The organism is Apibacter mensalis (assembly GCF_001418685.1).
In the GTDB taxonomy this organism is placed as follows: domain Bacteria; phylum Bacteroidota; class Bacteroidia; order Flavobacteriales; family Weeksellaceae; genus Apibacter; species Apibacter mensalis.
Genome location: NZ_LIVM01000001.1, coordinates 129,780 through 144,096, shown reverse-complemented (window position 1 = coordinate 144,096; position 14,317 = coordinate 129,780). Strand labels below are relative to the sequence as shown.

11 protein-coding genes are annotated in these 14,317 nt (G+C 31.7%); 10 read left to right on the top strand and 1 reads right to left on the bottom strand.

Annotation, left to right across the window (positions count from 1 at the left end):
• Window position 1: 1 nt before the first annotated feature.
• From ASC36_RS00590 to rplT, 7 genes are all read left to right on the top strand, one after another.
• On the top strand, window positions 2-334 hold the full coding sequence (locus ASC36_RS00590; RefSeq protein WP_055424540.1) for a DMT family transporter: 333 nt from the start codon (window positions 2-4) through the stop codon (window positions 332-334).
• Between the two features lie 23 nt (window positions 335-357).
• The gene (locus ASC36_RS00585; protein WP_055424539.1) at window positions 358-1,692 is read left to right on the top strand and encodes a dihydroorotase; all 1,335 of its coding nucleotides are present in this window, start codon (window positions 358-360) and stop codon (window positions 1,690-1,692) included.
• A gap of 67 nt (window positions 1,693-1,759) precedes the next feature.
• Complete coding sequence (gene ybaK / locus ASC36_RS00580; protein ID WP_055424538.1) at window positions 1,760-2,251, top strand: Cys-tRNA(Pro) deacylase; 492 nt, start codon at window positions 1,760-1,762, stop codon at window positions 2,249-2,251.
• Between the two features lie 315 nt (window positions 2,252-2,566).
• Window positions 2,567-4,489: a threonine--tRNA ligase gene (gene thrS, locus ASC36_RS00575; protein ID WP_055424537.1), complete on the top strand. Its 1,923-nt coding sequence runs from the start codon at window positions 2,567-2,569 to the stop codon at window positions 4,487-4,489.
• Window positions 4,490-4,537: 48 nt separating this feature from the next.
• Window positions 4,538-5,056, top strand: a complete 519-nt coding sequence (infC, locus tag ASC36_RS00570) for a translation initiation factor IF-3 (protein WP_073961172.1) — start codon at window positions 4,538-4,540, stop codon at window positions 5,054-5,056.
• Between the two features lie 571 nt (window positions 5,057-5,627).
• Window positions 5,628-5,825, top strand: a complete 198-nt coding sequence (rpmI, locus tag ASC36_RS00565; RefSeq protein WP_055424536.1) for a 50S ribosomal protein L35 — start codon at window positions 5,628-5,630, stop codon at window positions 5,823-5,825.
• A gap of 118 nt (window positions 5,826-5,943) precedes the next feature.
• Window positions 5,944-6,291 (top strand): 50S ribosomal protein L20, encoded by a 348-nt coding sequence (gene rplT, locus ASC36_RS00560; RefSeq protein WP_055424535.1) that lies wholly within the window; start codon window positions 5,944-5,946, stop codon window positions 6,289-6,291.
• A 163-nt stretch (window positions 6,292-6,454) separates the two neighbouring features.
• On the opposite strand, the gene dnaB is transcribed toward rplT, so the two are convergent.
• Window positions 6,455-8,011 carry a replicative DNA helicase gene (gene dnaB / locus ASC36_RS00555; RefSeq protein ID WP_055424534.1) on the bottom strand — a complete coding sequence of 519 codons (1,557 nt, stop codon included), beginning with the start codon at window positions 8,009-8,011 and terminating at the stop codon, window positions 6,455-6,457.
• Window positions 8,012-8,385: 374 nt separating this feature from the next.
• Between dnaB and ASC36_RS00550 the strand changes: the two genes are divergently transcribed.
• The 3 genes from ASC36_RS00550 (at window position 8,386) to ASC36_RS00540 (ending at window position 14,312) form a co-directional block, all read left to right on the top strand.
• Complete coding sequence (locus tag ASC36_RS00550) at window positions 8,386-9,516, top strand: DNA polymerase III subunit (RefSeq protein ID WP_055424533.1); 1,131 nt, start codon at window positions 8,386-8,388, stop codon at window positions 9,514-9,516.
• A gap of 258 nt (window positions 9,517-9,774) precedes the next feature.
• Window positions 9,775-11,097, top strand: a complete 1,323-nt coding sequence (locus tag ASC36_RS00545; RefSeq protein ID WP_055424532.1) for a c-type cytochrome — start codon at window positions 9,775-9,777, stop codon at window positions 11,095-11,097.
• Between the two features lie 26 nt (window positions 11,098-11,123).
• Complete coding sequence (locus tag ASC36_RS00540; RefSeq protein WP_055424531.1) at window positions 11,124-14,312, top strand: TAT-variant-translocated molybdopterin oxidoreductase; 3,189 nt, start codon at window positions 11,124-11,126, stop codon at window positions 14,310-14,312.
• Window positions 14,313-14,317 lie beyond the last annotated feature (5 nt).

Here is a 14,317-nt window from a genome sequence, read left to right as displayed (position 1 = left end):
CATGAAATTTTATATTTATTTATTCATAGCAATATGTTTAGAAACGGCGGGAACATCTTTGCTTCCCATGACAAAAGAATTTACCAAATGGAAGCCTACGATCCTTTTTTTTGCTCTTTTTTTTGCAGCTTTATATAGTTTAACTAAAGCAATCCGAGCAATACCAATTGGTATAGCCTATGCTATTTGGTCAGGAATAGGAATCGTTTTAATTAGTCTTTCCGGTTACTTTTTATATAAACAAAAATTGGATATTCCTGCTATTATCGGTATAGTATTTATTATAATAGGAGTACTTATTATAAACATATTTTCTAAAACAGCAGGACATTAACTTTACTTAAATGAAAAAACAAAATGATACTTATAGAAAACGCTACAATTATAAATGAAGGACAATCATTTATAGGATCGGTTTTGTTGGAGAAAGATATCATTTCCGAAATATACAGAGGCAAAGTTCCTTCAGAAATTAGTGTTAAATCAACTAAAATTGATGCAAAAGGATTATGGCTGATTCCGGGAGTTATTGATGATCAGGTTCATTTCAGAGAGCCGGGCCCAACTCATAAAGGAGATATAGAAAGCGAGAGTCGTGCGGCAATTGCAGGTGGGGTCACTTCTTTTATGGAGATGCCTAACACCCATCCGCAAACTGTCAGTATTGAAGCGTTAGAAAATAAATGTAAAGTTGCTTCACAGAGATCTTTTGCTAACTATTCCTTTTATCTTGGGGCTACCAATGATAATATTAATGAGCTTAAAAAAGCAAACCCTAAAAAGATATGTGGGATAAAAATATTTATGGGATCATCAACAGGAAATATGTTAGTTGATAATAAAAGAACTTTAGAAGTTATTTTTTCTGAGATAAATATACCTGTAGCAGTTCATTGCGAAAAAGAAGAAATAATTAGAAAAAATATTGAAAAATATAAAGCCCTATATGGAGAATATATTCCTATATCTTGCCATCCTTTAATTAGAAGTGTCGAGGCCTGTTACCAATCCTCATTCGAGGCAATTGAATTAGCTCATAGATATGGAACACGCCTTCATGTATTACATATATCCACAGAAAAAGAATTAAGCTTATTTGAAAACAAACCGTTATCAGAAAAAAAAGTAACCGCAGAAGTCTGTGTGCACCATTTGTGGTTTACGGATGAAGATTACGAAAAATTAGGATCTAAAATTAAATGGAATCCGGCGGTAAAAACGATACAAGATCGCAATTCATTAATTAAAGCAGTTGCAGATAATAAATTAGACGTTATTGCAACAGATCATGCCCCTCATTTATTAAGTGAAAAAGAAGGAGGATGCTTACAAGCAGCTTCAGGAGGTCCTTTAATACAACATTCTCTATTAATGATGCTAGAATTAGTGAAACAAGGAAAAATAACCAGAGAAGAGGTTATTACTAAAATGTGCCATGCTCCTGCTCAATTATACCAAATTAAAAAAAGAGGCTATATACGTAAGGGATATTATGCAGATTTAGTTTTGATTAATCCTGATAAACCATATACCTTAACTAAGGGAAACATACTTTATAAATGTAATTGGTCACCTTTGGAAAATACAACATTTAGCTCAACCATTGAAAAAACATTCTTAAATGGCGAATTGGCTTATAGTGATGGAGAGGTAAAAAAGGTAAGAGGAAAGGCATTAGATTTTGACAGATAACACCTATAAATAAACATGAGCAAAAACATTAAATAATTCTTGATAAAATAAAAAATAAATTGTTTACATGAGTAAGCAAAGAGCACATAAAACTAATGTCGCCAGATTATTAGATCAATATAATATTAATTATGAGTTGATCCCTTATAAAGTGGATGAATCCGATTTAAGCGCTATGCATGTTGCACAATCCTTGGGAGAAAACATAAAACAAGTATTTAAAACATTAGTTTTACAAGGAGATAAAACAGGATATTTAGTTTGTATCTTGCCAGCAGATGAAGAACTTGATTTGAAACATATAGCTATAATCTCAGAAAATAAAAAATGTAATTTAATTCCGATGAAAGAATTATTTAAATTAACAGGTTACATTAGAGGAGCTTGTTCACCTATAGGAATGAAAAAATTTTTTCCATCCTATATAGAAAAATCTTGCTTAAGCTTCGAATCCATTTACGTTAGCGCCGGACAGAGAGGATTGCAAATACAAATAAACCCGAATGATTTAATTAAATTAATTCAAGCAAAAATATTTAAAAATCGTTCATGCAAATAAAATCTATGAGAATTTTTCTAAAAATAAGATTCTGTCCTATCTTTAGATTTTAGCAAATTTAAAAATGAGATAAAAATATCTCTATCTATGAAATATCATATAAAACGGAATGAATATGATAAAATATTTAATATACATAGTCTAAACAATTTTCTAAACATAAGTAAAGATAAAAGATAAATATATCAAATTGACCATGTAAGAAAAGGATTCTTGCAGATTAAAAAATAAAAAAATATTTTCATTATATTTAAAAACCGCAATAATTTCATTGATAAAACTTTCGTAAATTTGTATCCTAAAAATTTTAGAAGAATGATAAAAATTACTCTTCCTGATGGAAGTGTGAAAGAATTTGAAAATTCCGTAACACCGTTGGACGTTGCCAAATCAATATCTGAGGGCTTGGCTAGAAACACGATTTCTGCATTAGTAAATGGTAAACAAGTTGAAATTACTGATCATATTTCGGAGGATGCAACGGTTCAATTATTAACATGGAATGACCATTTAGGAAAGAAGGCATTTTGGCATTCTTCTGCCCACTTATTGGCACAGGCCATCATGGAATATTACCCTAATGCCAAACTGACTATAGGGCCGGCAATTGAAAACGGATTTTATTACGATGTTGATTTTGGAGAGGAAGTTTTTTCAGAAAAAGATTTTGAAAAAATAGAAAAGAAGATGTTGGAGAATGCAAAGAAAGATTCTACCTTCACAATCCGTTCTGTTTCTAAAAACGAAGCATTGGAAGCCTATAAAGACAATCCATTTAAGACAGAATTAATTGAAAATTTAGAAGACGGATACATAACTTTTGTAACACACGATAATTTTACAGATTTATGTAGAGGAGGACATATTCCTTCTACCGGAATCATTAAAGCGGTAAAAGTTCTAAATGCAGCAGGAGCTTATTGGAGAGGTGATGAAAAAAATAAGCAGCTGGTTCGCGTATATGGGATTTCCTTCCCTAAACAAAAGGAATTGACTGAATACTTAGAAAGAATAGAAGAAGCAAAAAAGCGGGATCACAGAAAATTAGGAAAAGAATTACAATTATTTACTTTCTCCGAAAAAGTAGGGGCCGGATTGCCTCTATGGTTACCTAAAGGAGCAAAACTAAGGCAAAAGCTTATAGACTTTTTAGGAGCAGCACAACAAAAAGCAGGATATGAAATGGTTGCTACCCCACATATTGGGCATAAAGATTTATATGTTACCAGTGGACATTACGAAAAATATGGAGCCGATAGTTTTCAACCTATAAAAACCCCCAATGAAGGAGAAGAATTTTTATTAAAACCAATGAATTGTCCACATCATTGTGAAATTTATCGATCTTCACCCTGGTCCTATAAAGATTTACCCAAGCGGTTTGCAGAATTTGGAACTGTGTATAGATATGAACAAAGTGGAGAATTGCATGGATTAACCCGAGTAAGGGGATTTACCCAAGATGATGCCCATATCTTTTGTACACCGGATCAACTGATCGGTGAGTTTGAAAATGTAATCGATCTTGTTTTATATACATTTAAATCGTTAGGATTTAAAGAATTTACAGCCCAAATATCATTGCGGGATAAGGAAAATAAGGAGAAATATATTGGAAGTGATGAAAATTGGGAAAAAGCCGAAAATGCCATCAAACAATCAGCCGAAAAGAAAGGATTGCCTACTGTGGTGGAATATGGCGAAGCTGCTTTTTACGGTCCAAAGCTTGATTTTATGGTCAAGGATGCCTTAGGAAGAAACTGGCAGTTGGGTACTATTCAAGTAGATTATAATTTACCGGAAAGGTTTGATTTATACTACATAGGAGCAGATAACGAAAAACACCGCCCTGTGATGATCCATAGAGCTCCTTTCGGCTCTTTAGAACGCTTTGTAGCCATTCTGTTAGAACATACCGCCGGAAATTTACCATTATGGTTAAGTCCTGAACCATATATTATACTTCCTATTAGTGAAAAATATATAGATTATGCAAAAAAAGTTTTGGATTTAATGGAAAATTCGGATATTTGCGGACGGATTGACGATCGTAACGAAAAGACAGGTAAAAAGATACGAGATGCAGAGATCAATAAAATTCCTTACATGTTTGTAATAGGAGAGAAGGAAGCATCCACTAATACCGTGTCAGTTCGTAAACGCGGAGAAGGAGATTTAGGTACTTTTTCTTTAGAAGAAGTAGTAAAGATGATGAAAAAAGCAACAAATAATCAATAAAATTTAAATACCATAGCACTTAACAGAAATAATTCAAGAGGGAAATATATCCCAAAGAAGCAAGAGCCAGAACACAAAATTAACGGAAAAATTGATGTTCCGGAAGTTCGTTTAGTAGGAGATAATGTTACTCAAGGAATATATCCGATAGAGAAAGCATTGTCCATAGCTGAAGATTTAGAATTGGATTTGGTAATGATCACAGAAAGTGCAAATCCACCCGTTTGTAGAGTTGTTGATTATAAAAAATTCCTGTACGAACAAAAAAAGAAACAAAAAGAACTCAAATCCAAGCAAACTAAAGTAGTGGTTAAAGAAATTCGTTTTGGACCGCAAACCGATGAGCATGATTTTGAATTTAAAAAGAAACATGCACAAAAATTCTTGGAGGAAGGTTCTAAATTAAAAGCATATGTATTCTTTAAGGGGCGTTCTATTGTGTTTAAAGATCAAGGACAAATTTTATTATTAAGATTAGCGCAAGAATTAGAAGAATGGGGTAAAGTAGAACAAATGCCAAAGCTCGAAGGAAAAAGAATGATAATGATGATGTCACCCAAAAAATAAGATAAAGTATAAATAGCTATCAAGTAAAGCTATTTATTAGTAAGTATAAAGTAAAAGAGCTCTTTATTTTTAATTTATGTTTTTCAGATATTGAAATAATTTTATTTCTGATAGATTTCAATTAGGATTAAAGTTGGTGGAAAATTTAAAATTGATGATCTAATTAAAATCTGAATAATTTTACTTACTATTTTTATAGACTTTGATATCATCCTTTGAATGCAAAATGGATACTTAATTTTTAATGAATTTTTTTTAAAATTGAAAATCCAGAAGTATTGTTAAAAATGCAAACTATTGCATGAAGAGGTTATGTCTTCTTTTCAATAACCATTTAAATAATAATTAACTCAAATCAAAAAAAACATTTGCAACGAAATTCATACAAATTTAAATTATATTCTAATAAAATTATATAAATATAAAAAAACATTCATAATTCTATAAACAATGTATTAAAACCATAAAAGAGATGTCTATACAAGAAATAAGTTAAAGTCTGAATGATTTGTTTATTTTTTAAAAAGTATATAATTTTGTAAGATTGATAACGAGGTAAATAAATAAGAAAATGCCAAAATTAAAAACAAAATCAGGTGCTAAAAAGCGTTTTTCAATTACCGGATCAGGGAAAATAAAAAGAAAACATGCATTTAAAAGTCATATTTTAACAAAGAAAAGCACAAAACGTAAACGTAATCTGACTTATTCTGCTTTAGTAGATATTGCAGATGAAAAAAGCGTTAAAAGACAATTATTAATTAAGTAAGAGAGAATATCTTTAAAAAGATGTTCCGGTTTTTTTAAATCATTTAAAAGTTTAACCCTGGAATGGGTAAAAAAGAGAAGATAAATGCTTCCACCCACTTCAAAAAAAACAAAAAAATATGCCAAGATCAGTCAATTCAGTAGCGTCAAGAGCACGCAGAAAAAGAATCCTAAAATTAGCTAAAGGTTATTATGGGAGAAGAAAAAATGTATGGACAGTAGCAAAAAATGCTGTTGAAAAAGGTTTACAATATGCCTATGTAGGTAGAAAGCAAAAGAAAAGAAATTTCAGAGCTTTATGGATACAGAGAATTAATGCAGGTGCAAGACAATATGGACTTTCTTATTCTAAATTTATAGGCTTATTAAAAGAAAAAAATATAGGTTTAAATAGAAAGGTTCTAGCAGATTTAGCTATGAACCATCCAGAGGCTTTCAAAGCTGTTGTGGATACTGTTAAAAAATAAATTTAATAATATTTTCGTTATCATATAAAAACACTCGCTTTAACGTGAGTGTTTTTTATTATGAGTATAATTGATCCAAAATGCTAAAGGATACTTAGAACAATTCTCTGATTTATCAAATATTTTAAAATTATTTTAGTAAAGTTCTGATTTATTAAAAAGTTTAAAATGGAATATCAGAATCCGGATCATCGATGTTGTCATCAATTCCAAAAGAATCACTAGGGTTAATGGAAGGTATATTTATGGAACTGTCAAAAGAAATTTCATCATTAATTTTACTTTCAAAAGTCGTGGAGCTTATACTTTCCTGCACTGAAAAATAATCTTCATCAATATCCGAAAACTTAGCTTGAGAACTGGTAAATCGTAAACGAATATCTTCTAAAGCTCCATTTCTGTGTTTAGCAATAATGAATTCTGCCTGCCCTAAACATGGGGATCCGTCTTCCCATGTATCCAATTTGTAATATTCCGGTCTATATATAAAGGCCACTATATCGGCATCTTGTTCAATAGCCCCTGATTCCCTCAAGTCTGAAAGTAAAGGTTTTTTGCTCCCTCCTCGAGTTTCCACAGAACGAGATAATTGTGACAGTGCAATAACCGGTATTTCAAGCTCCTTGGCAATAGCTTTTAATGAACGAGAAATAGTTGCTATCTCTTGTTCTCTATTTCCTATACCTTTCCCTCCGGCTGACATTAGTTGGAGGTAATCGATCATAATCATTTTTACGCCATGCTGTGAAACAAGTCTACGGGCTTTAGCTCTTAGATCGAAAACGGAAATTCCTGGCGAATCATCTATAAATATCGGTGCGTTTTCCAATTTATTAACTCTGGAATAGAGTTGTTGCCACTCTAATTCAGATAAATTTGCTTTTCTTAACTTTTCAGATTCTATTCCGGTTTCACTAGATATCATACGCATCATTAATTGCTCTGCAGACATTTCTAATGAAAATATCCCTATAGGAGTTTCGGCATTAATGGCAATGTTCCTCGCCATTGAGAGAATAAAAGCGGTTTTACCCATACCGGGTCTTGCAGCAATAATTATAAGATCTGATGGTTGCCAACCAGCAGTAATTTTATCAACATGCTTAAACCCCGAAGGAATTCCGCTCATTCCTTGTTTAGATTCCAATGATTTAATCTTTTTTAATGCATTGGATACTAGATTTTTAGCTTCATTGAAAGTTCTCTTCAAAGTACCGTTGGTAATTTCGTATAGTTGACTTTCAGAATAATCTAACAAATCGAAAACATCTGATGTTTCATCATACGATTTTTCAATCATATTAGAGGATATTTCGATGAGTTTTCTAAGTATATATTTTTCAAGAATAATTCGTGAATGATATTCAATGTGAGCTGATGAGGAAATTTTATTGGAAAGTTGAATCAAGTAAAAATCTCCTCCTGCAGCTTCCAAATTACCTTGGGACCGTAATTTATTGGATATGGTAAGAATATCAATGGGGTCTGTTTGCTTAAATAGATCCTCAATGGCTTCATAAATAAGTTGATGCTCTTTTTTATAAAATACTTCCGGAGATAAAATATCTATAATTTCATCTAAACCTTTTTTATCGATCATCATGGCACCTAGCACAGCTTCTTCTAAATCAATAGCTTGAGGGGGTAGCTTTCCTTTTTCTAAATGAATGATTTTGTTGGATTTAGGGGAATTATTGTATTTAGATTCTAGTTGTTCCATATTAGTTCCAAAAATATGCAAAATTACAAGGTAGACCTATCTTTTTTAAAAACAAATTTTTATAAGCTAATTGATAATATTTCCTTAATCCTTACAATAATTATTCATTTGTACAAATAAATTAAAATAATTTATTAAAAATTCTAGGGGCATAACATTTTTAATATTTAAACAAGCACGATAAAAGATATTCTAAATCGAATACTCAATATTTTAAAATTTTGGTTAAATGGGTAAATAAAATTATAAAATTCAGCTATATTTTTCATTAAAAAAAACATATTTATTTGACTTAAGAAAAAATATATAAATAATTTAGTAATTCAATTACATAAAAGTAATGGAATTAGAAAAGTTAATCTATCTTTGTTTACATGAAATGGGATGATATAATTGGTCAGCAGAATTTAAAAAAGCAATTGCAAAATTCAATAAGTGAGGATAGGATTAGTCATGCCCAACTTTACATAGGAAAATCAGGTTATGGGGTTTTACCTTTAGCACTTGCTTATGCATCGGAAGTAATTTGTAATAAATCCGAAAAATGTTTATTACAGACCAATCGATTGCAACATCCTGATTTACATTTATCGTTTCCTACGATTAATAATTCAACTGAAAAAAAAGTAGCGATAAGTTCCGACTATATAAAACAGTTTAGAGAATTTCTTATTGAAGACCCATACCAAGATATAAATCAGTGGTATAAATATATAAATGAAGATAAAAAACAAGGAATTATCTCTGTAAAAGAAATTGAGAATATTATTGATGGATTAAACTTAAAAAGTTTTGAAGGAGGATATAAAGTACAAATTATTTGGATGATAGAAACTATGAGAGTTGAAGCCGCCAATAAATTGCTTAAAATATTAGAAGAACCTCCCGCTAAGACTTTATTTATACTTATAGCTGAAGATGATAAAAAAATTCTTCCGACTGTTTTATCGAGATGTCATAAAATAACCGTTAATGCTATAAAAAGTAATGAAATATACGATATTTTGCAAAGCAGGTTTTCTTTAAAAAAAGAAGCTGCTGAAACCGTAGCGAGAAGAGCCGAGGGAGATTGGGGTCTGGTTTGTAAATTATTAAAAAATAATACAATACAAGAAGAATTTGAAAAATATTTTATTAGATGGAACCGTGCGGCGGTAATGGCTCCTAAAAAGCCTCAATATTTAAGAGAAATTGTAGATTGGTCTTTACAAGTATCTGCCTGGGGAAGAGAAAAACAAAAGAATTTTCTTCAGTTTTGTGCCGAAACGTTTAGACAGGCGTTACTTCAAAATTACGAATCTTCCAGTTTAGTGAATAACCCTTTAACCTACGAAAATTTTAAATGGGATCATTTTAGTCGTTTTGTTCATGGGAAAAATATAGAAGATATCTTAGAAGAGATTAATAACGCATTTTTTCATATTGAAAGAAATGGAAGTGCTAAAATTATATTTTTAGATATGGGAATCAAATTAACTCGATTTTTAGCTAGAAAAAATGACTAAATTTTAATTAAACAAGGTAAAAAAATCTTTTTTTGTTTAGTTGTCTGTAATGTTATTTGTATGTATTTCAACTTAATAACCTGTTTAACAGTGAGATAAATATAATTATTATTTAGAATAATTACAAATTAACAAAAAGTAAATGATATGTTAAAAAAAAGATTTGGCAATATAAAGCATATTTATATTTTTGCATAAGTCGCTTTTAATGGGACAATTATATTATAAATAAGTTTCATTCAATTGAAATCAATTATTATGAATAAAATTATAGCAGTATGTATGCTGACTCTCTTAACAAGTGTTTCTGTTTTATCGCAGAAAGTAAATGGAGATGTAAAAAATGGAGAGAAATTATTCAAAGACAATTGTACCGCTTGTCATGCTTTAGATCGTAAACTTACAGGGCCTGCTCTTAAAGGAATTGTAACTAAATTAACTGAAGAGGGCGCTGATGTCGGATGGATCCAAAAATGGATCATGAATAATGAAGCCCTAAGAAAAAGTGGAGACAAACGTGCGAATAAAATATTCGAAGAGAACAATCAAATTGCTATGGATGTTTTCGAAGGTAGATTATCAGAACAAAATATTGATGATATTTTAGCGTATTTAGAAAATCCACCTGTTCCGACTCAAGAAGTTACTCCCGTAGTAGTTGAAAAGAAAACTTCCAATGATCTAAACTATATTTTACTTTCTTTTGCCTCCATAGGAGTAATACTTATTTTCACCTTAATCAAAGTCAATAAATTAGTAAAATTAAAAACTTCAAGTGCAGAATTAACAGAACTTGAATCTACTAGAATTAAGAATTTTTCACAATTTTATGTACAGTATAAAGGCGTATTATATGCATTAGTAACTTTATTATTGGCTTTATCCTTTTATGGGGTATGGGCATGGTTAATGGGAATAGGTGTTGATAAAGGATATGCACCTGATCAACCCATTTATTTTTCACATAAAATTCATGCAGGAGAAAATAAAATTAATTGCCAATTATGTCATTCAGGTGCAAAATATGGAAAGGTATCCGAAATTCCTTCTCTGAGCGTATGTATGAATTGCCATAGAAATATCAGCGAATATACCGGTAAGTATATAGAGCCGGGTAAGTCTAAAGAATTCTATACTGCTGAAATAAAGAAAATTTATGAGCATATTGGCTGGGATGAAGAAAATCAAAAATATACCGGGAAACAAAATCCTGTGAAATGGGAAAGAATTCATAATATGCCGGATTTCGTGTATTTTAATCATTCTCAACACGTAGTAGCAGGAGAAAAAACGATAATAGCCAATTACAACAAGAAAAATCCAAATCATCAAATTGATGTGGTTTGTAAAGCTTGTCATGGCTCCATAGACACCATGAATGTAGTAAGAATGGCAAATGACTTCACTATGGGATGGTGTGTAGACTGTCACCGTACAACAGAGGTTGATATGAATAATGGATATAATGCAGCTTACTTTAATAAACTTCATGAAAAGCTGAAAAAAGAGTATGGTGAGGATAAATCTAAAATAACAGTAGATGCAATAGGAGGTTTAGAATGTGGTAAATGTCATTATTAATAAATTAAAATCATCAGAAGATCATTATGGCTTCAAAAGATAAAATAAAATTTAGGAGTTTAGAAGAATTGCAAGATCCTTCACTAACAGAGAAACTAGCAGCAAATGAATTTGTAGAAGAGCTTCCTATAGATGAATTTTTAGGAGATGATCAAGCAATGTTTTCTACAAAAACATCACGAAGAGACTTTTTGAAATTCTTAGGTTTTGGAACAGCGGCTGTAACTTTAGCTGCCTGTGAAGCTCCCATTATAAAATCGGTTCCTTACGTGGTTAAACCCGAGGGTATAATTCCAGGAGTGCCTAACTATTATGCCTCAACTCTTTATAATGGATTTGATATTGCCAGTGTATTAGTAAAAACAAGAGAAGGAAGGCCAATTAAAATTGAAAGTAATAAAAATGCTTCCCTGTTTGGTGGAAGCAGCGCTAGAAGTCAAGCTTCCGTTCTTTCCTTATACGACAATAATAGAGCAAAAGCACCTAAGCTGAACGCCTCCGAATCCGATTGGAAAACTTTAGATGATTATGTAAATAAAGGATTACAGGCAGCTAAGACGGCAGGTAAAAAAATTGTTATTTTAACCCCGTCTTTACCTTCTCCTTCAACTAAAAAAATTATTGAAGATTTTACAAAAGTATATCCAAGCACAGAACATATCATTTATGATGCAGTTTCTTACTCTCCTGCTTTGGATGCAGCTGAAGAGGTTTATGGAGTGAGAGCTTTGCCCTTATACGATTTGACAAAAGCCGAATTATTGGTTTCTTTTGCTGCAGACTTTTTAAATGATTGGAATGGAGGACATTTTGAAGAAGATTATGCAAAAGCAAAAACCCCGGGTAAAAATATGCTTAAGCATATACAAATTGAATCCAATTTAAGCCTATCAGGAGCAAGTTCGGATGAAAGATTACCATTAAAGCCTTCTGAAGTTCAAAAATTATTAGGTGAAGTTTATAAAGCATTAGAAGGATCTTCATCAAACCCAACCGCTAAAAAAATAGCTAAAGAGCTAATAGCGAAGGGGTCTAAAGCGGTTGTATTTGCTGAAGGCGATAAATCAACTTATGTCTTAGCAAATTTAATAAATCAGAAATTAAACTCATTAGCAGTTAGAAAAGATAAAGTATTATTGACTAAAGAATCCAATGATACACGTTTTACGGAACTACTTTCATGGTTATCAAGCGGACAAGTAGGTGTATTGCTTAATTTCAATACTAATCCGATATATTCTTATTCAGAAGGAGAAAAACTAAAAGAATTAATAAAAAAGGTGAGTTGTACCGTTTCTCTTTCAGAATATGAAAATGAAACAGCATCTTTATGTAAAGCCATTGCACCGGTTCCTCATTGGTTAGAATCATGGGGAGATATAAATCCGGCAACCGGTGTTTACTTATTATCACAACCAACAATCCAAAGAATTTTTGATACTCGGCAATTTCAAGATTCATTATTAGTATGGAAGAATGCAGGAACATTAACTAATACTGTTAAAACACAATCCGGAGTTACTCCGAAAGGAGCAACCCTACCGGCTGATTCCTTAGCTTCCCAATCAAAAGAGGCTATTCAAGAGGTAACGACCCCATTTAATTCCACCTATACTACAACAGCAACACCTCAACAAACTAATGCTTATTATAATTATTTAAAACAATATTGGCAAACACAACTAGGAAATAAGTTGGGATATAGTTTCAATCGGGCCTTATATAATGGATATAATGAAACTACCGAAACCATAGAATTAAAAGTAATTGGTGGAAATGTTGAACAGGCATTGTCGAATATAGCCGGTATTAAATCGGGAGCGTTAGAACTGAACTTATATCTTAAAACAGCTATTGGGGATGGAGTTCAAGCTAATAATCCCTGGTTGCAAGAGCTGCCTGATCCTATTTCTCGTTTAACGTGGGATAATTATATTACCATTTCATTAGATGATGCTAACCAATTGGGAATAACCAATGAGACTAATGGAAGAATGCAACTAGATGGTTCATTAGTAGATTTAACGGTCAATAGAAAAGTTATAAAGAATGTTCCCGTATTAATTCAACCGGGGCAGGCTAAAGGGTCAATTGGATTGGCTTTAGGATATGGCCAATCAAAATCAGGGAAAGTAGGTCAAACAGGAATTAATGCATATCCGGTTTATTTTAAATCAAGTTTAATACAATATAATGTAAATATAAAGCTGACTCAAGGGAAACATGAATTCGCATCGATGCAAATGCAAGGTACTTTAATGGGAAGATATGAAATAGCAAGAGAAGTTTCATTAGATACCTTTCTAAACGTGGATCCTAAAGAATGGAATGAGCCACTAAAAATGAATTCATATGTAGGAGAAGTTCCTATGAATAAGGTGGATTTATGGAGAGATTATGATAGTACGGATGGTCCTCATTTTAATCTTTCAGTTGATTTAAATGCGTGTACCGGATGTGGTGCTTGTATTATTGCTTGTCAAGCGGAAAATAATGTTCCCGTAGTTGGTAAAGAGGAAATAAGAATGTCTAGAGATATGTATTGGTTACGTATTGACAGATATTATTCTTCTAAAAAGCAAATTGAGCAAAAAGAAGAAATCTTAGAAAATTTGGATCAAGTTCCTATGTATAAGGAATTGATAGAACCTAATCCTACCAATCCGGATGTAATTTTTCAACCGGTTATGTGTCAGCATTGTAATCATGCCCCTTGTGAAACAGTTTGTCCGGTAGCAGCTACCTCTCATGGAAAACAAGGACAAAACCATATGGCTTATAACCGATGTGTAGGGACTCGTTATTGTGCTAATAACTGTCCTTATAAAGTTCGTCGTTTCAATTGGTTTAATTATGCACTTAATAATAAGTTTGATTATAATATGAATAATGACTTAGGCAGGATGGTATTAAATCCTGATGTTGTTGTTCGTTCCAGAGGGGTTATGGAGAAATGCTCCATGTGTATACAAATGACTCAATCAACCATTTTAGAAGCTAAAAAACAAGGTAGAAAAGTTGAGGATGGAGAATTCCAGGTAGCTTGTTCACTGGCTTGTTCTAGCGGAGCAATAAAATTTGGAGATGTTAATGATTCTTCATCAGAAATTGCAAGGCTATCAAAAGATAAAAGGAAATATGTACTGTTAGAAGAAGTAGGAACAAAACCTAATGTATTCTATCAGCACAAAATAAGGAATAGAAAAGAATCATAAAAATT